Here is an 18,936-nt window from a genome sequence, read left to right as displayed (position 1 = left end):
AACACAAATGATTTATTTACGCTCCATCCTATTCGCTATTTTTTTGGTGATCTTCACCCCCATTTGGTCGGTGCTGTGTTTTATTGCTTTTCCATTTCTGAACCCAGAAAATCGCTATCGCTTTATCGGCCTCTGGAATAAGGTGGTTATTTGGCTGCTATGGCACCTTTGCCATATTCGTTATGAGATCCGCGGCATGCAGCATATGAACGCAATGCTTGACCAGCCAGTAGTAGTTTTAAGCAAACATCAGTCAGCCTACGAAACCATTGCCTACATTGCCCTGCTACCGAAACAACTTTGTTTTGTTTTTAAGCGTGAATTGCTTTGGATTCCTTTTTTTGGCTGGGCCTTAGCTTTACTAAAGATGATTCACATCAATCGCTCGAGTAAAGAAACTGCAGCCATCTCGGTTGCCAATCAAGGTCGCAAGCGTTTGGCCGAAGGCAAATGGATCATGTTATTTCCTGAAGGCACTAGAACAGCCACAGGTACTCATAAACCTTATAGCAAAGGTGGCGCCAGACTGGCTAGTGCAACCGAAGCCTTTGTCATCCCAATTGCGCATAATGCAGGTAGATGCTGGCCGAAGAATCGTTTTCTAAAAAAACCTGGCACTGTGATTTTCTCAATCGGCCCCGCTATTTCATCGGCTGGTAAAACTGGCGGTCAACTCCATCAAGAAGTTGAAAGCTGGATTGAGAATGAAATGCGGGTGATTGATCCGAGCGCCTACTCAGACAGCTAAGATTTTTGCCCACTCAATATATCGATCTACCGATATATCTTGTGCCCTAGCTTTTAACTCAAGCTCAGTGAGAGCCAGTTTTTCAGAATAAGTTTGCAAGTTAGTGCGCAGCATTTTTCTTCTTTGCGAGAACGCTGCTGCAACCACCTTCTCCAAAGCGCTCCACTGTGTCGCACTTAAATTAAAGTCGGCCCTTGGAATCATTCGTACTACAGCAGAATTGACCTTAGGCTGCGGATCAAAGGCCTCGGGTGGCACTTCTAACACCTGCTCCATGTGATAGCGTGCCTGTAACATGACCGATAGACGACTGAAATCTGAGCTTCCTGCGTCTGCTACCATGCGCTCAACTACCTCTGCCTGCAACATAAAAACTTGCTCATCAATCACATTAGCAGCAGACACTAAATGAAATAACAATGGGGAAGAAATGTTATATGGCAGATTACCCACTACTTTACAGAGCCCACTTCCAGTAGGACGATCTGTCGCCCACCCCAAGAAATCAAATGTGAGGGCATCTCCTTCAATGACCTTCAGTCCACTTAAATTTTGCTGATTCCAGAAGGCTACTAAATCTCGGTCAATCTCCAATAAATCGAGTTGCTCCACATTACTGAGCAAGGGCCTTGTTAACGCACCTAGACCCGGACCAATTTCAATGAGATGCGTATCGGACTGAGGGTTAATTAAAGATACGATTGAATAAATGACGCCTGCATCTTGTAAGAAATTTTGTCCAAAACGTTTGCGAGCCTGATGCATCATTTATGAATTTTTCTTTTGATTAAGGGCCAATTGATAAGCTAAACGTAAAGCCTCCAACATACTTCTGGAATCTGCCATACCTTTGCCTGCAATATCTAAGGCAGTGCCATGATCCACTGAGGTACGAATAATAGGCAGGCCTAAAGTGACATTGACACCACCACCAAATGTCACAAATTTAAATGGCGCCAAGCCTTGATCGTGATACATCGCAATAAAAGCATCCACTGTATTTAATGCAGCAGTATCGAACATGGTGTCCCCCGGATAAGGGCCAGTTACAGCAATACCAGCAGCCTGTGCAGCCTTTATCGCTGGGGTAATGCATTCAATTTCTTCTCGCCCTAAATAGCCAGATTCACCAGCGTGAGGATTTAAACCGGCCACACGGATGACGGGCTGAGCAATCCCAAAACGCTGATGCAAGTCACGTGCAACTACTTGAATGGTCTCCAAAACTAGATCAAGTGTGAGTGCACTAGGCACTGCTTTTAAAGGCAAATGGGTTGTCACTAAAGCAACCCGCAAATCTCTTGGGGTTAGCAAACCTAAAAATCCAATTGGTAGGGGTGCAGATAACATCATTACTACATGCCCCACTCGACTGCGCTCAGCCAGGTACTCGGTATGGCCACTAAATGGCGTTCCCGCAAGATTGATCACACTCTTTTGTAATGGAGCAGTTACCATGCCATCAAAACGTCCCTCAAGGCAGGCATCAATAGCAGTATCGAGCATCTTCAATACATAGGCTGCATTCTTGCTATTGAGCTTGCCTGGAACTACCGCCTCAATGAGTTCAATTGGCTCGATCTGAAGGCGCGCAGCAAGACTTAAGGGAAGCGCTTCTGAGATCTTTAATAGACTTGGATCACCTAATATTGTCAGATTGACATTTGGCCGCTCATCAAGAAAATGTAAAGCAGCAGCCAAAGATACCTCTGGACCAACTCCGGCTGGCTCGCCGGAACTAATCACTAAATTAACGGCTGCTTTTTGCTGCATCGTCTAAGTTAAGGATTTTGACAGTAGCCGTATCGCGCAATTCATTCACCCAATCTTCGTAAGCCTGATCCATTTTTTTCGAACGAATAGCTGCTTTAGCAAATTCACGCTGCTTATCCACAGTCAATTCCGTTTCGCGTCGCTCTAATACCTGAATGAGATGCCAACCAAATTGGGTTTTGACAGGGTTACTCACTTCGCCAATTTGTAAACGATTCATGGTTTGCTCAAACTCCGGAACCAGCTCACCAGGCCCCATCCAACCAAGCTCTCCACCATTTTGAGCGGATCCATCTTCGGAATATTTTTTTGCTAACTCACCAAAGTCAGCTGTTTTAGCACGCACTTGGTCACGATAGCCAGCTAAACGTCTTTCAGCATCCTGATCGCTGAGGCCAGCACGTTGACGCAACAAAATATGACGCGCCAAGGTCTGGGTGATCATAATATTTTTTGGTGTGGTGGTGACTGCTGGTGCAGCAACCGCCTGGGGGGATTGCGCAGCAACTGCCGCACGACGATCCAACACTTTGAGTACATGATAACCAGCGGGGCTTTTTACAACTGCACTAGGCAGTTGGCCACTAGGAACGTTTTTGATGGCGTCATTAAATAATTGAGGGATGTGATCAGGAGTGCGATACCCCATTTCCTGAAATTTAATTTTTGGATTTTCCTTTGCTGCAGTTGCACCCAACTGCAGGAAGTCCGCCTTGCTTCGACCTTCACGCAATAAAGCATCGGCCTGCTTCTTCGCATCAGCCTGAGCCTTTGGGCCATCTGCAGGATCAACTGGCACAAAAATTTGAGCGACATCAATTTCTTCCAACTCACCTTTTGCAGCAGGTCTGGAGGGTTGAGGTGCGGGCTGAGCCATCGCACGATTACGCTCAGCAATAAAGTTATCAATCTCAGCTTCTGAAATCGTAATTTTTGCATCCACCTCATGCTCACGATAGCGAGAAACCAGTATGTTTTCGCGCAGCATTTTCCTGTACTTAGAAAAACTACCGGCAGTTGCGCCTGCCTTCTCTTTAAATTCCGCCAAAGTGAGTTTATTTTTTACGGCCATGTCCGCAATAATCTTATCCAACTCTTTATCTGAAACAGTAACTCCAAGCTCCTCAGCATTTTGGAGTTGAATTTTTTCAATAATGAGGCGATCTAAGATGGCTTTTCTTAAGTTCACTCCCTCAGGCAGTTTTACTCCCTGCTTCTGAAGTTCTGCAATTCGATCGTCAATATCCTTACGCGTGATGAAGCCGGTATTTACGACAGCCGCTACCCCGTTAATATTGCGAGTCTTGTTGTCCGTTGATGGCGCAACGGCTTTCGAAGCATCCTGAGCAAAGCTCGTGTTACCCAACAGAAATAGCCCCATAAATACAGTAAGGGCAAACATCGCTTGAAATCGCATTCTGCAAAACATCATTGATAGTTCTCGTATGTTGATGGTGGTATTGGCTTAGAAGTAGGTAAATATCCAGGTACGTTAAGCTTCATAATATCAACTGGATTGCTGCCGACGCTACCAAAGCCCCTAAATTCGACTTGAAACAGAATTTGCGTCGTCAAAGGAGTGACTAGGGTGGGGTTAGTGATCTGAGAATAGGCAGCCCTGAATGTCCAACAATCCCTAGTCCACTCCATAGCAGCCAATGTATTAAGGGTTTTTGAAGTTAAGGCATCATATCCCCACCGACCCACGACGGAGATCTCACGCGTTATAGGCCACTGCCCAGAAATGTTGTACTGATTCACCGTGGTGGCCGCAGGTGCTGCGAGTACGTTATTTTGCGGGGATGCTACCGTCGGCGGGGTCCAGAGCGTTTGATAGCCAATATTGAGACTTCTGCCTGGGGTTGGTCGCCAACTGGCACCATAGGTTGTTTGCGCAAACTGATTCAATTGCGCGTTATAGTCCGCAAATACGTCCGCACTAAAGTTACCCAGCAAACGCACCGATGCCGCACCTAATGTATCAGAATAGGTGCTCGGATCAACTACAGTGCCATAGAGCCCGACTTTTTGCCCAGTAAACTCTTGGCGCTGAGCCAAAGTAAAGACTGCGCGCTCGGCACCAGAGCTAGCCTCTAACATGCGACTGGTCAGACCCATCGTTAATTTATTATTATCGGCAACTCGGTCGCCGCCAATGAAATTATTTTCAGCAAATATTTGACTCAAACCATAACCACCATCAGCGGTATCAAATAAAGGGGTGTTAGATTGATTTTGATAGGGCGTATAAACATAGAAAGCACGTGGCTCCATCGTCAGCACCATATCACGCCCAAAGAAGCTATGTAATTCAGCTGCATCACGCTCAAATGCTAAGCCAGAATCCACGCTAAACGTTGGCAAAACAAATCCTTGCGCTGGGGCGGCGCCTGGGTTGAGAGCAGTTGCATTGTAATTATTTGCCTGGAAACTAATCTTAGGCGTAATGTAGTAACCAGGGGTGATCTCAGGGTAGGCCATGGCACCACGCAGAATAGTTCTATCTGCTTGACTATATGCGCCTGGCGCAGTTGCCGCTAGATTACCTTGAATGTTGTACTGAAAGCGTGAGAAATCCACTGAAAAGGTATTGGTCGGTCCAGATGGCAGGGCTACATACTTGCTTGTAGGATCGGCTACAGTAGGCGTTAAACGATTGTTATAGGATGCCGTGATATTAGGCAGCAAGTTGTATGGTGCTTGCACAATATTGATCGGATCGGGCTGAAGAGTCTGAAAGGTAGTGGCTTTTGCTGAAACTATCCAATTGCTTAAATCTCCTGTGAGACCTTTCGATGTCCCCAGCTCTTGGCGAAACTGACTGGTAACCACTCCTGCAATACTTTGCGAGAAATCGGTAGGATATGCGCTATCAGAAACGCGGGCTATATTGGCGTAACCTGTCCAGCTACCTGGCATAGGTACGCCTCCAGGCCCCATCGCTCCACTAAACAATTGACGCTGTTGCCAATCGTAGCGCCAGCGATCAGTGCCTGTTTTGATGTCATGCATGTAATCACCTGCCAAAGTGCCAACATACGAAGGATCCAAGAAACGGTACTGACCGCCTAATTGCAATCCTCGGTCAGACATATAGCGAGGCAAAACTAGTAAATCTCGATTGGGGGCAATGTCAACATAATAGGGCTGCGTTATATCAAAACCATTATTGGAGTTATAACCAGCCACTGGAGACAGAATGCCTGAGCGCCGTTGATTGGCAGTGGGCGCTGTTATATAAGGGACATAGGCAACGGGTACATCAAATACATGCAAGACACCGCCAGTGCCTACCATTTCTTTTTGCTCGTTATCAATCTCCATTCGATCAACTGAAAAATACCAGTCTAAATTCTGAGGAGTGCAGGTCGAATAAGTTGCATTATCAAAGACAAAAATATCCGAGCTTTGAATGGTTAATTTATCAGCAGTACCAGTAGCACGGTTATCCCGCAACTCGTAACTTGGTGTTTTCATTTCACCTTCACGAGCATCAACCTTAAATTGTGCAGTCGGACCCTTGAAGGTGACATTCCCTTTTGACATTTCAGCATTGCCAACTAAGTCTGCAATATCCGTATCGGGGTCATAGTGAACTTCATCTGCTTTTAATACCGCACCATTGCGCCGAATCTGTGCGCGCCCCCGCAAGACCATCTCACGATCCACCACACCATCTATCGAATCACTTGAAGTAAAAGTGAGCGCCTTACCATCCTCAATTGGCTTACCCAGACGCAGTTGATCGTCCAGCTTGAGCACTGTCACCTCCCCACGATCCGGGATCAAAATGGTGTTGCCAGCATTTGCCAAAGATTGAGCCGTTGGAGGTAAAGGCGCAGGAGCCTGGGCATTTGCCGGAAGGGCAAAATGCAGCATTACAACCCCCATCATGACGCGCGGGGCTAAAGCTAAAAAAAGAGGGGCGCAAAAACCGGCGCGACGGCGATAATGATTCATAGATGCAGACCGAGCTTATTATACGAATCGACCATGACTAATACTCGTATTGACACCCTTCGTGGCTGGCTAAAGGGCCTTGAACCTAGCTGGCAATTAGATCTAGCCACATTGGCACCCGCCTCAGCTGACGCCAGCTTTAGGCGGTATTTTCGGATTGAGTCAAAAAACCCCACTTATCCGACCCTGATCGTGATGGATGCCCCACCCCAACATGAGCCTTTGGATGCCTTTATTGAGATCGATTTATTGCTATTTGAGGCAGGATTACATGTCCCTCAAATACTAGAACAAAATATTGAGGATGGCTTTCTTTTGTTAAGTGACCTTGGTCATAAAACGTATTTAGAAGCCCTTAATAATGAAAGTGCAAATGCCCTCTACCGAGATGCAAGCCACGCCTTAGTTCAAATGCAGTTAGCCAGCAAACCAAATGTGTTACCCAACTATGATCAAGCCCTACTCCAACGAGAGCTCGATCTTTTCCCAGAGTGGTATTTAAAGCAGCATCTTCAATTGGAGCTTAGTGCAATACAAACGGCACAAATGCGGCAGGCTTTTGCACTGATTATTGAAAATAATCTAGCCCAAGAAAAAGTATTTGTGCATCGGGACTTTCATTCGCGCAATTTAATGGTAACCGCCCAAAATAATCCGGGCATCTTAGATTTTCAAGATGCGGTGTATGGCCCGATTACTTATGATGCCGCCTCGTTATGGCGTGATGCCTATATTGCCTGGCCCGAAGAAATGGTGATTGACTGGGTCATTCAATTTTGGGAAGAGGGGCGCAAGTCTGGATTACCAATGCCAAGTGATTTTGGACAGTTCTATCGTGATTTTGAGTGGATGGGTTTACAGCGCCACCTCAAAGTTCTGGGTATTTTTGCAAGATTATTCCATCGTGACGGTAAGGATGGTTATCTCAAAGATATTCCCTTGGTTCTCGATTACGCCATTGCTACAGCCAATCGCTATATTGAATTAAAGCCCTTAGCGCGCATCTTAGAAGCCACTCGCCTAAACCAGAATGACTAGGCCCACTTCTTTACCTTGCTTATTGCTTGCTGCCGGTCGAGGTGAGCGCATGCGTCCCTTAACGGATGATCTACCTAAGCCTTTATTAAAAATAAAAGGCAAAGCTTTGCTGAGCTGGCACCTAGAAGCACTCTCAAAAGCCGGTATTACAAACGTGGTCATCAATCATGCCTGGCTGGGAGAGAAGATTGAAAATGCGCTGGGAAATGGCTCACAGTTTGGGCTACAAATCACCTACTCTCCTGAAATGATTGCCTTAGAGACTGCTGGTGGTATTTGCCAAGCACTCCCCTTATTAGACCCCCATGACTACTTCTTAGTAATCAATGGAGATGTCTTTTGCCCGAACTTTCCGATGGATCATTTGCTCGATGAGTTCACTCGCCTTGAAAGGCTGGCAGATCCACACAAACCGCTCGCCTACTTGATCTTGGTGCCCAACCCCGTGCAGCATCCAGAAGGCGACTTTTATTTGTATCACTCGCAAGTCTCAGATAGCGCGTTGCCTGATGCCGAAAAACTCACCTTTTCTGGTATTGGCCTTTACCATCGAGACTTATTTAAGGATTTGGTAAGAGGTGAGCCTACAAAATTAGCTCCCTTATTAAGAGCAGCAATGAGGGAAAATAGAGTCACCGCTGAAAAATATACTGGTCCATGGCACGATGTAGGGACTCCACAACGCTTAAACGAACTCAACGCAGCGCATGAATAATCTCAAAATCTATCAAAAACGTCGGGATGAATTAGCCAGGCAAATACATGCGCAAACAGGTAGCGGCATTGCCATCATCAACACTGCCCCCGAACTTGCTCGCAATCGCGATAGTGAATTTCCCTATCGTCATGACAGTGATTTCTTTTATCTCACCGGCTTTGAAGAGCCAGGGGCGACCCTTGTCATCATCGTTCAGAGGAATGGCGCTTCTTATAGCCAAGAGTCTCATCTGTTTTGCCGCCCAAAAGATGCCGAACGAGAAATTTGGGATGGCATCCGCCTAGGGCCTCAGGCTGCTCCTGAGATACTGGGGGTGCAATACGCACACAGCAACCAGACTTTAGATGTAAAGCTGGGAGAGCTATTAGCTGATCAAAATGCTGTCTATATTCGCCTAGCTCAAAGCGCTGAGGATGATCGCAGACTTCGCCATTGGATGAAGCAAGTTCGCCAACAGGGACGTTCCGGAATCAATCCCCCCTCACAGTTTCATGATGTAGATGCCCTGCTCCACGAAATGCGTCTCTTTAAAGATCCTCATGAGCTGGACATCATGCGTAAAGCAGCTGCTATTTCTGCGCGCGCTCACATACGTGCCATGCAAATCTGCAAACCAGGTATGCGTGAATACCACCTCGAAGCCGAATTACTGCACGAGTTCCGTAACAGTGGCGCACAAAGTGTTGCCTACAACAGTATTGTGGCAGGTGGTGCTAACTCGTGCATTCTTCATTACCGCGCAGGCTCTACAGAATTGGTGAGTGGCGACTTATGTTTAATCGATGCAGGTTGCGAGTTAGATGGTTATGCATCTGATATTACACGCACCTTCCCGGTAAATGGCGCGTTTACCGGTCCGCAGCGCGCGCTTTATGAGATTACACTCGCCGCCCAAGAGGCAGCCATTGCGGTTACTTGTCCCGGCAATACTTTTATACAGCCACATGAGGCTGCTCTAAGAGTCTTAACCCAAGGCTTACTAGATGAAAAGTTATTAAAGCGTGCTGAGTTAGGCTCACTAGATAATGCTATTGAGCTTGGGGCCTATCGTCGTTTTTATATGCACCGCACCTCACATTGGTTGGGAATGGATGTCCATGATGTTGGCTCATATCGCGAAGCTAGCACATCAGCATCGGCAAGTGAAAAACCATGGCGCAAACTCCAGGCTGGCATGGTGCTGACTATTGAACCAGGGCTTTATGTCAGACCAGCCGATGATATTGATCCAATGTTTTGGAATATTGGTATCCGTATTGAAGACGATGCCGTTGTCACAAACTCGGCTTGTGAATTAATTTCCCGTGGTGTGCCAGTTGACCCCGATGAAATTCAAGCATTAATGCAGCATTAAACCAGTCAGCGCATGAGCAACGATCATTTCGATATCTTGATTCAAGGCGGCGGTCCTGTTGGTCTAGCTTGCGCAGCATGGTGTCTGCAAAAATTTCCAGAGGCAAAACTCGTGTTGCAAGATCGCAATCCAGCCGATGATGCGGATCTTGTGGCAGCTGATAGTCGCGGTATTGCTCTTTCACACGGCAGTAAGCTGCTACTAGATACGATCAAGGCATGGCCCAAGGAAGCGGCTGATATTCATCGGGTACATGTTTCCCAATCAGGTCGTTTTGGTCGCGCCTTGATGACACGTGAAGAGCTTCATCAGGATGCTCTGGGCCACATCATTCGCTATCGCGATATTCACCTGACCTTACGCAAATCCCTAAGGGCAATTCAGAAAACATCCCCCAATTTTGCTTGGGAGCACATCGCACCCAATCAAGAAAGTCCTACAACAGACGCCAAATGCATTGTGCATGCCGAAGGTGGCTTATTTAAAACACAAGATTGGGTTGAATCTGGCCGTGACTATGGTCAGTCAGCTTTGGTTGGCTTGGTTGAAGTAGAAAGCGCTATCCCCTATCAAGCATGGGAGCGTTTTACTGCAGAAGGTCCCCTAGCGATCCTGCCCAGCCACTATGACGCCAATACCCTTAATGTAGTCTGGTGCAGCTCACCTGCGGTAGCAAAAATGCGCCTAGATCTCAATGATGTCGATTTTCTGACTGAACTTCAAAAAGAGTTTGGCACTCGGCTGGGGAAATTCTTAAAAGTGCGCGATCGGCGACTGTATGAACTGGGCTTGAACTATCGCAAAGAAATTACCCAAGGCAATGAGGTTTGGATTGGTAATGCCGCCCAGACCTTACATCCCGTTGCCGGCCAAGGTCTTAATCTAGGCCTACGTGACGCCTATCTTTTGGCTGAAAAACTCTCAGCGCTGTATTCGGGAACAGAAGAATCATCATCCGAATCTCTGCCTCATACCCTCAAAGACTATGCAACTAGCCGCAAAGCGGACCGAACGGCCACCATTGGTTTAACAGACATCATGGCGCGGGTATTTACGTCCAATCTTCTTCCCGTTGTACTGGCTCGCGGACTGGCTTTATCGAGTCTGCAGTGGCTTCCTCCAGTGAAAATAGCCTTAGCCCGCCAAATGATGTTTGGTCGCCGTTAGGCCTGTTTAACTCAGATCTGCAGGTTTACCATTTTTAGACTGGATTTGCCTATTTTTTAGGCAATTTACCCCCTTCCTGTGCTAAAGTGTCATGCTTTCCAACCCGCCACAGCGACATTTCACAGCCCCGACTTTTTTAATGAAGATTGGTCCTCACCTTCTCGCAAATCGACTCTTTGTTGCCCCCATGGCGGGAGTAACGGACCGTCCATTTAGACAACTGTGTAAAAAGTTGGGTGCAGGTTATGCAGTTTCCGAGATGATTGCTTCAAATGCACTCCTTTGGAAGAGCGAAAAGACCCAGCGTCGCGCCAACCACCAGGGCGAATTCAAGCCGATTGCTGTACAAATTGCAGGTGCTGATCCGGCAATGATGGCAGCCGCGGCCAAACTCAACGTTGATCATGGCGCCCAAATTATTGATATCAATATGGGTTGTCCAGCGAAAAAAGTATGTAATGTTGCCGCGGGCTCGGCCCTCTTGCGTGATGAACCATTGGTAGAAAAAATTCTGGAAGCGGTAGTACAAGCAGTTGGTGTTGGGCCGGACGCCGTTCCAGTGACATTGAAAATTCGAACTGGCTGGGATCGCGAGCATAAGAATGCGATCGCAATTGCTCAGTTGGCAGAAAAAGTTGGTATCTCCATGCTAACTGTCCACGGTCGCACAAAGGCAGATTTGTATCACGGCGAAGCTGAGTACGAAACGATTGCTGCTGTTAAAAATAGTGTTGGTATTCCAGTGGTGGCCAATGGTGATATCAATACCCCCGAAAAGGCTCAGTTTGTTTTACAGACTACGGGTGCAGATGCCATCATGATTGGTCGTGCAGCCCAGGGTCGCCCTTGGATCTTTCGAGAAATTAATCATTTTTTGGAAACGGGTGGGAAATTACCAACCCCACAAATCGAAGAAATTCAAAGCATCATGAATGCCCACTTGCTAGATCACTATGAGTTTTATGGTGAATACATTGGCTTGCGTACGGCCCGAAAACATATTGGCTGGTATTGCAAAGGTTTGCGCGACTCTCATGCCTTTAGGCAGCGCATGAACACTGCTGATGATTGCAAAACCCAGTTGCAAATGGTGAATGATTTTTTTGATGAGATGAAATCCCATTCCGATCAATTACTTTTTTTAGAGGCCGCTTAACAAGCCCGCCCTCTTTTGACGATGACCAATAAACACCCCATCACCGAATGTATTGAAACCCAATTACAACGCTATCTTGATGATCTGAAGGGAACTCCTCCAAACGATATTTATCAAATGGTATTGGGGGTAGTCGAAAAACCCATGCTTGAGTTAGTAATGCAACATGCCAAACAAAATCAATCTTTGGCTGCGCAATTTCTTGGGATCAATCGCAATACGCTGCATAAAAAATTACTAGAGCACAAACTCATCAAGTAAATCAATTTATCTATCAAACTTTAACTACTCTTTATCTCCAATATGATCCGCACAGCTCTTCTTTCCGTCTCCGATAAAAATGGCATTGTGCCTTTTGCTAAAGCATTACATGAGCAGGGCATCAAGCTCATCTCTACAGGCGGTACGGCAAAACTCTTGGCAGAAAATAAACTGCCCGTAGTTGAAGTATCTTCACTCACCAAATTCCCAGAAATGCTCGATGGCCGGGTTAAAACTCTTCATCCTATGGTGCATGGTGGCTTGCTAGCGCGCCGGGACTTCCCTGAGCATATGGCTGCATTAAAAGAACATGGAATTGATACCATTGATATGCTGGTGATCAATCTTTACCCTTTTAATGAAACAGTTTCGCGTGAAAACTGCTCTTTTGAAGATGCAGTAGAGAATATTGATATTGGTGGACCAGCCATGCTGCGCGCTGCTGCTAAGAACCATCAAGATGTCACTGTATTGATTTCACCAGCAGATTACGAGCCTGTATTGGCAGAAATGAAAGCCAATCAAAATGTCGTGTCATACAAAACGAATTTGAGTCTTGCGAAGAAAGTATTTGCGCATACCGCTCAATACGACGGTGCCATTGCAAACTACCTTTCTTCATTAGATGATGCACTAGATCACAAAGCACGCTCTGCCTATCCCGATACACTGCATCTTGCTTTTGAAAAAGTTCAAGAGATGCGTTACGGCGAGAATCCACATCAGTCCGCTGCTTTCTACAAAGATATTCAACCAGTAGCAGGTGCTTTAGCTAATTACAAGCAGCTCCAAGGTAAAGAGCTGTCTTATAACAATATTGCAGATGCAGATTCTGCCTGGGAGTGCGTAAAGAGCTTTGCAAATAACGCCGGTGGCGCTGCTGCTTGCGTCATCATTAAGCATGCCAACCCTTGTGGTGTAGCAGTGGGCGTCAATGCGCTTGAGGCTTACCAAAAGGCATTTAAAACCGATCCAAGCTCCGCCTTTGGTGGAATCATCGCCTTTAATGTGCCATGTGATGGCGCTGCTGCTCAAGAAATCTCTAAGCAATTTGTGGAAGTGTTGATTGCCCCCAGCTTTAGCGATGAAGCTAAAGCAATTTTTGCTGCCAAACAAAATGTTCGCCTATTAGAAATCCCATTGGGTGACGGCTTTAATACATTTGACTTCAAACGCGTTGGTGGCGGTTTGCTAGTGCAATCACCAGATGCTAAAAATGTTCTTGAAAGTGAAATGCGCGTAGTTAGCAAACGTTTGCCAACTCCCAGCGAGATGAATGACATGTTATTTGCTTGGCGTGTTGCCAAATTTGTGAAATCGAATGCGATTGTCTATTGCGCCAATGGGATGACTCTCGGTATTGGCGCCGGCCAAATGAGTCGAGTAGATTCTGCACGGATGGCCAGTATCAAGGCTGAAAATGCTGGCCTAAGCCTGAAAGGATCTGCGGTCGCTAGCGACGCTTTCTTCCCTTTCCGCGATGGCCTTGATGTGGTAGTCAATGGTGGCGCCAGTTGCGCTATTCAGCCAGGGGGCAGTATGCGTGATGATGAAATCATTGCGGCAGCAAATGAGCATGGCATTGCCATGATCTTTACTGGTACTCGTCATTTCCGTCATTAAGAAGCCATGCGCTGGATAGGAATCGACCCAGGACTACGTATTACTGGCTTTGGCGTGATTGATGTCGAAGGCCAAAAGTTGACGTATGTAGCCTCTGGGACGATTGAAAGTGGCGATCCAGCCAAAGGCTTACCTGAACGCCTTGGCGCTTTATATGCTGGGATCAAAGAGGTCATCGATACCTATCAACCCCAGGCGGCTGCCATTGAAGAGGTCTTCTTAAACGTCAATCCACGCTCGACCTTAATGCTAGGCCAAGCCAGGGGTGCCGTGATCGCAGCCTTGGTTGCCGCCAAACTACCCGTAGATGAATTTAGTGCCTTACGTGTCAAGCAATCGATTGTTGGTACGGGTCGAGCCGCTAAGCCCCAAGTGCAAGAGATGGTTAAGCGACTACTGCGTTTAAGCCGTGCGCCTGGTGCAGATGCCTCCGATGCATTAGGAGTAGCCATTTGCGCAGCACACCATGCTCATATTCCAAAAGCAATCAGCAGTGCACTGGCGACCAAGAAGCGCAGCAAGTAAACGCTCAATGAATTAATGGAAACAAGGTAAGATCCTGACATGATTGGTCGTATACAAGGAACCTTAATTTCGGTTCACCCTCCCCGCCTATTGGTTGATTGCCAAGGGGTTGGCTATGAAATTGACGTGCCTATGAGCACGCTGTATCAGCTACCGGAGGTCAATCAAAAGATTACTCTCCTGACCCACTTTCAGGTACGCGAAGATGCGCAGCAACTCTTTGGCTTTGCTACTGAAACTGAGCGTGAGGCTTTTAGGGCTTTAATCAAAATTAGCGGCGTGGGCTCCCGCACCGCATTAGCCGTGCTCTCAGGCATGAGTGTGAATGAACTAGCCCAAGCAATTGCCATGCAAGAAGCAGGTCGCTTAACTCAGGTTCCGGGTATTGGCAAAAAGACGGCCGAACGCCTCTGCTTGGAACTAAAAGGCAAACTAGCTCCTGATCTTGGTATTGGTACAGGCAAGCCTCATATTATCGAGGCGAGTAGTGAGGTACTACAGGCTCTGCTTGCGTTGGGCTACTCAGAAAAAGAAGCGCTTTTGGCGCTCAAACAAATTCCGGTGGACAGCTCCGTATCCGATGGCATCCGTCTGGGTCTGAAGTACCTATCTAAAGGCTAAACCCACTACACTTGAGGTATGGCGATACACACTGACGATCTAAGCACTCTTCCCGACGATTTACCAGAAAACGGTGATCGCATTGTGAGTGGCTCAGCAGGTAATGCAGAAGCTATTTTTGAAAAAGCACTGCGCCCTAAACAACTCGATGAATATGTTGGTCAAACCAAAGCGCGCGCTCAATTAGAGATATTCATTAGCGCCACTAGAGCCCGTCAAGAAGCACTTGATCATGTATTGCTATTTGGCCCTCCAGGTCTTGGTAAAACAACCCTGGCGCATATCATTGCCCGTGAGCTCGGTGTGAATCTTCGCCAAACCAGTGGTCCGGTCTTAGATAGGCCAGGTGATCTAGCAGCCCTGCTAACCAATCTAGAAACAAACGACGTCTTGTTTATTGACGAGATTCATCGCTTGTCTCCTGTAGTTGAGGAGATTCTTTACCCTGCACTCGAGGATTACAGTCTAGACATCATGATTGGCGAAGGGCCCGCTGCTCGGAGCGTCAAAATCGATCTCAAGCCATTTACTCTGATTGGTGCAACCACCCGCGCTGGGATGCTCACCAACCCATTGCGTGATCGTTTTGGGATTGTGGCGCGTCTAGAGTTTTACACCACTGAAGAGCTCACGAAAATTATTGATCGCTCAGCCAGTCTACTCAAAGCGAAGATTGACCCGGAAGGCTCAGTAGAAATTGCCAAGCGCGCTCGTGGCACTCCACGTATTGCAAACCGCCTGCTGCGCCGGGTGCGTGACTATGCTGAAGTCAAAGGTACTGGCACCATTACTAAAGCCATGGCTGACGCGGCTTTGAAGATGCTCGACGTAGATCCTAGCGGCTTTGATGTGATGGATCGCAAATTGCTCGAAGCCATCTTGCATAAATTTGATGGTGGGCCGGTCGGAATAGATAACTTGGCTGCAGCCATTGGCGAAGAGCGCGATACGATTGAAGATGTCCTAGAGCCCTACCTGATTCAGCAGGGCTATTTGCAACGCACCTCACGTGGTCGCATAGCAACCCGGCAAGCCTATGAGCACTTTGGCTTAACGCCTCCGAATAATAATCTGCTCGATTGAAAGAGCAAACTCAAGTCCTATTAAAAACCACCCGAGGGTGGTTTTTTAATTAACTGAGTGCGACCTTAGCAAACCGACGTTTACCTACCTGCACCACATAGGTCCCAGCTTCAACCTTGAGTTGCTTATCGGTGATGGTGGCGCCATCAATCTTCACACCGTTTTGCTCGATATTGCGATTAGCTTCTGAGGTAGATGGAGCAAGCCCTGCAGCCTTGAGAAAATTGGCGACTCCCATTGGAGCACCTGTGAGGGTCACCTCTGGAATGTCATCCGGTATGCCACCTTTAGCGCGGTGATTAAAGTCATCTAGAGCCTTTTCTGCCGCCGCTTGCGTATGAAAACGTGCCACAATTTCTTGAGCGAGCATCACTTTGCAATCACGTGGATTTCTACCGGCCGCTACTTCTTGCTTCATTAAATCAATTTCTGCCATGGGACGGAATGAGAGCAAGGTGAAGTAATCCCACATCAAGTCATCGGAGATACTCATTAGCTTGCCAAACATCTCGCCAGCAGGTTCGCTGATGCCAATGTAATTACCCTTGGACTTACTCATCTTCTCAACACCATCTAGACCAACCAAAAGTGGCATAGTCAAAATGCATTGCGGCTCTTGGCCATACTCACGCTGAAGTTCGCGCCCAACGAGAAGATTGAATTTTTGATCAGTACCACCTAGCTCCAGATCACTCTTAAGCGCTACTGAGTCATAACCTTGCATCAATGGATACAAGAACTCATGCACGGAGATCGGTACACCATTACGATAGCGCTTAGTAAAGTCATCGCGCTCTAGCATTTGTGCAACAGTGTATTTAGCAGCCAACTGAATCATGCCGCGTGCGCCCAATGGATCACACCACTCACTGTTGTAACGCACTTCCGTTTTTGCAGGGTCTAAAACCATGCTCGCCTGGCGATAGTAGGTTTCTGCATTAATCGCAATAGCTTCAGGAGTTAATGGGGGGCGAGTAGCATTACGTCCAGATGGATCGCCGATCATGCTGGTAAAGTCGCCAATCAAAAAGATCACTGTATGACCCAAGTCTTGTAATTGACGCAATTTGTTCAAAACTACCGTATGCCCTAGATGAATATCTGGCGCAGTAGGATCTAAACCCAATTTAATCCTCAGCGGGGTATTCGTGGCTTGACTACGCGCCAACTTCTGCACCCAATCTGCCTCGACCAATAGCTCATCACAGCCACGCTTCGTGACTTCAAGAGCGGCAAAAACTTCAGGGGTTAATGGGTATTTTTGTTCTGGTTTAGCTGTCATGCTGATACAGTGATTTAGTATTTAAGTTGCTAAAGCATAATTGTCGCATTCCTGAGAACGAGATGAATAAACCGCACTCCTACTACATTGGCCTTATGTCTGGCACCAGCCTAGATGGGATTGATGCCGTTCTCGCCCAAATCGATGCAAATGGTAAATCCAGCGTTTTAGAGGCCGTCAGCACTGTTTTTGATGATCCCTTACGCAAAATCCTCTCCGACCTTCAAAGCCCAGGTCATAATGAAATTCATCGGGAAAACCAAGCTGCCAATTTACTGTCTTTAGCTTATGCAACATGCGTTCAGCAATTGCTACAAAAGGCAGAGCTATCTCCTGCCCAAATCAGTGCCATTGGCGCACATGGCCAAACCATTCGTCATCAACCTGGTTTCGGCGACTTAGCCTATACCCATCAAACCCTGAATCCAGCACTTTTGGCCGAGGAAACGGGTATTGATGTCATTGCCGACTTCCGCAGCCGAGATATGGCAGCCGGTGGCCACGGGGCACCTTTGGTGCCAGCCTTTCATGATCAGCAGTTTGGCGCAAGCAATGAAGATCGCGCTGCACTTAATCTTGGCGGCATTGCCAACCTCACCTTATTACCAATGCAGGGCGAAGTAAGGGGCTTTGATTGTGGGCCCGGAAATATGCTGATGGATGCTTGGATTGCAGAGCAACAAGGGCATGCCTATGATGCCAATGGCAACTGGGCCTTACAAGGTAGCGTTCATACAAAATTACTAGAACGTATGTTGGCTGATTCATTCTTTGCCAAGCAGCCACCGAAGAGTACCGGCCGGGATGATTTTCATCTTGAGTGGCTTCGCAACAATATTAGCGATGAAAATATTGAGCCTGAAGATGTACAAGCTACGCTTTTGCACTTGACTGCTATCTCAGCACTACAAGCGCTTGCTAGTTATGCGCCAAAAACTAAACAACTGATTGTCTGTGGGGGTGGCGCGCAAAATACGGCACTCATGCATCTGCTAGAGACTAAATCATTGGAGCTATTCGAGCACCCACTGATTGTTGTAACTAGCAATCAATTTGGCATTGACCCACAACTCGTTGAAGGACTTGCCTTTGCTTGGCTAGCGTGGGCTCACAAAGAAAAACGGCCGGCAAATTTGCCAGCCGTTACTGGAGCGAAGGGCCCTAGAATTTTGGGCGCTTGTTATCCAGCTTAAATTACTTAGTGTTATGTTTATGCAGAGAAAGAGGAACCACAACCACAAGTGGTAGTCGCATTGGGATTCTTAATCACAAATTGCGAACCGTTGATATCTTCTTTGTAATCAATCTCAGCGCCAACTAAATATTGGAAACTCATTGAATCAACCAGCAAAGTCACACCGTTCTTTTCAAACAAAGTGTCATCTTCATTTACGGCATCATCAAAAGTAAATCCGTACTGAAATCCAGAACAACCGCCGCCCTGAACAAAGACGCGTAATTTCAATTCTGGATTACCTTCTTCGGCAATCAAATCAGCAACCTTAGCCGCAGCGCTATCCGTAAACACCAATGGCGTTGGTGGTTCGGCGAGATCGACTGCTGGTGCTACTGATTCTTGGGTGGCTGCTTGTGTCATGATTTACTCCTAATTCGAAAGGCAATGTCC

18 protein-coding genes are annotated in these 18,936 nt (G+C 47.1%); 12 read left to right on the top strand and 6 right to left on the bottom strand.

The genetic code is table 11. The annotated features are described in order from the left end of the window. Positions 1-7 precede the first annotated feature (7 nt). Positions 8-748 carry a lysophospholipid acyltransferase family protein gene (locus BOQ04_RS05225; RefSeq protein ID WP_076023703.1) on the top strand — a complete coding sequence of 247 codons (741 nt, stop codon included), beginning with the start codon at positions 8-10 and terminating at the stop codon, positions 746-748. On the opposite strand, the gene rsmA is transcribed toward BOQ04_RS05225, so the two are convergent. From rsmA to BOQ04_RS05205, 4 genes are read right to left on the bottom strand one after another with little or no spacing between them, the layout of a single operon-like run. Beyond that, a complete protein-coding gene (rsmA, locus tag BOQ04_RS05220; protein WP_076023849.1) occupies positions 737-1,513 on the bottom strand; it encodes a 16S rRNA (adenine(1518)-N(6)/adenine(1519)-N(6))-dimethyltransferase RsmA in 777 nt (258 codons plus the stop codon). The two genes, BOQ04_RS05225 and rsmA, sit on opposite strands and share 12 nt — an antisense overlap. A gap of 3 nt (positions 1,514-1,516) precedes the next feature. Next, entirely contained in the window at positions 1,517-2,521 is a 1,005-nt protein-coding gene (gene pdxA, locus BOQ04_RS05215) for a 4-hydroxythreonine-4-phosphate dehydrogenase PdxA (protein WP_076023702.1), read from the bottom strand. Further along, the gene (locus tag BOQ04_RS05210; protein WP_233126652.1) at positions 2,499-3,938 is read right to left on the bottom strand and encodes a peptidylprolyl isomerase; all 1,440 of its coding nucleotides are present in this window, start codon (positions 3,936-3,938) and stop codon (positions 2,499-2,501) included. Before BOQ04_RS05210 ends, pdxA begins: the two co-directional genes overlap by 23 nt. Before the next feature lie 11 nt (positions 3,939-3,949). Beyond that, entirely contained in the window at positions 3,950-6,481 is a 2,532-nt protein-coding gene (locus BOQ04_RS05205; protein WP_076023700.1) for an LPS-assembly protein LptD, read from the bottom strand. Positions 6,482-6,514: 33 nt separating this feature from the next. On the opposite strand from BOQ04_RS05205, the gene BOQ04_RS05200 reads away from it, so the two are divergent. The 10 genes from BOQ04_RS05200 (at position 6,515) to ruvB (ending at position 16,027) form a co-directional block, all read left to right on the top strand. Next, on the top strand, positions 6,515-7,519 hold the full coding sequence (locus BOQ04_RS05200; protein WP_083657518.1) for an aminoglycoside phosphotransferase family protein: 1,005 nt from the start codon (positions 6,515-6,517) through the stop codon (positions 7,517-7,519). Continuing rightward, positions 7,512-8,234, top strand: a complete 723-nt coding sequence (gene murU / locus BOQ04_RS05195; protein WP_076023698.1) for an N-acetylmuramate alpha-1-phosphate uridylyltransferase MurU — start codon at positions 7,512-7,514, stop codon at positions 8,232-8,234. The genes BOQ04_RS05200 and murU overlap by 8 nt, the downstream gene beginning before the upstream one ends. After that, positions 8,227-9,591: an aminopeptidase P N-terminal domain-containing protein gene (locus BOQ04_RS05190; protein ID WP_076023697.1), complete on the top strand. Its 1,365-nt coding sequence runs from the start codon at positions 8,227-8,229 to the stop codon at positions 9,589-9,591. Before murU ends, BOQ04_RS05190 begins: the two co-directional genes overlap by 8 nt. Positions 9,592-9,603: 12 nt before the next feature. Further along, the gene (locus BOQ04_RS05185; RefSeq protein WP_076023696.1) at positions 9,604-10,758 is read left to right on the top strand and encodes an FAD-dependent monooxygenase; all 1,155 of its coding nucleotides are present in this window, start codon (positions 9,604-9,606) and stop codon (positions 10,756-10,758) included. A 139-nt stretch (positions 10,759-10,897) separates the two neighbouring features. Next, complete coding sequence (gene dusB / locus BOQ04_RS05180) at positions 10,898-11,914, top strand: tRNA dihydrouridine synthase DusB (RefSeq protein ID WP_076023695.1); 1,017 nt, start codon at positions 10,898-10,900, stop codon at positions 11,912-11,914. Between the two features lie 21 nt (positions 11,915-11,935). Next, positions 11,936-12,175, top strand: coding sequence for a helix-turn-helix domain-containing protein (locus BOQ04_RS05175; RefSeq protein WP_076023694.1), 240 nt, complete (start codon positions 11,936-11,938; stop codon positions 12,173-12,175). 42 nt (positions 12,176-12,217) lie between these two features. Further along, positions 12,218-13,798 (top strand): bifunctional phosphoribosylaminoimidazolecarboxamide formyltransferase/IMP cyclohydrolase, encoded by a 1,581-nt coding sequence (gene purH, locus BOQ04_RS05170; protein ID WP_076023693.1) that lies wholly within the window; start codon positions 12,218-12,220, stop codon positions 13,796-13,798. A 6-nt stretch (positions 13,799-13,804) separates the two neighbouring features. Continuing rightward, positions 13,805-14,323: a crossover junction endodeoxyribonuclease RuvC gene (gene ruvC / locus BOQ04_RS05165; RefSeq protein ID WP_076023692.1), complete on the top strand. Its 519-nt coding sequence runs from the start codon at positions 13,805-13,807 to the stop codon at positions 14,321-14,323. A 39-nt stretch (positions 14,324-14,362) separates the two neighbouring features. Beyond that, positions 14,363-14,944, top strand: a complete 582-nt coding sequence (gene ruvA, locus BOQ04_RS05160; RefSeq protein WP_076023691.1) for a Holliday junction branch migration protein RuvA — start codon at positions 14,363-14,365, stop codon at positions 14,942-14,944. An 18-nt stretch (positions 14,945-14,962) separates the two neighbouring features. Continuing rightward, on the top strand, positions 14,963-16,027 hold the full coding sequence (ruvB, locus tag BOQ04_RS05155; protein ID WP_076023690.1) for a Holliday junction branch migration DNA helicase RuvB: 1,065 nt from the start codon (positions 14,963-14,965) through the stop codon (positions 16,025-16,027). A gap of 49 nt (positions 16,028-16,076) precedes the next feature. On the opposite strand, the gene tyrS is transcribed toward ruvB, so the two are convergent. Then, on the bottom strand, positions 16,077-17,309 hold the full coding sequence (gene tyrS / locus BOQ04_RS05150) for a tyrosine--tRNA ligase (protein ID WP_076023689.1): 1,233 nt from the start codon (positions 17,307-17,309) through the stop codon (positions 16,077-16,079). Between the two features lie 62 nt (positions 17,310-17,371). Between tyrS and BOQ04_RS05145 the strand changes: the two genes are divergently transcribed. Further along, positions 17,372-18,502, top strand: coding sequence for an anhydro-N-acetylmuramic acid kinase (locus BOQ04_RS05145; RefSeq protein ID WP_076023688.1), 1,131 nt, complete (start codon positions 17,372-17,374; stop codon positions 18,500-18,502). A 17-nt stretch (positions 18,503-18,519) separates the two neighbouring features. Here the strand turns inward: BOQ04_RS05145 and erpA are convergent, their stop codons facing one another. Beyond that, complete coding sequence (gene erpA / locus BOQ04_RS05140) at positions 18,520-18,906, bottom strand: iron-sulfur cluster insertion protein ErpA (RefSeq protein WP_076023687.1); 387 nt, start codon at positions 18,904-18,906, stop codon at positions 18,520-18,522. Positions 18,907-18,936: the final 30 nt, after the last annotated feature.

Source organism: Polynucleobacter sphagniphilus, from assembly GCF_001953355.1.
Lineage (GTDB): Bacteria > Pseudomonadota > Gammaproteobacteria > Burkholderiales > Burkholderiaceae > Polynucleobacter > Polynucleobacter sphagniphilus.
This window is presented reverse-complemented; position numbering and strand designations above follow the sequence as displayed.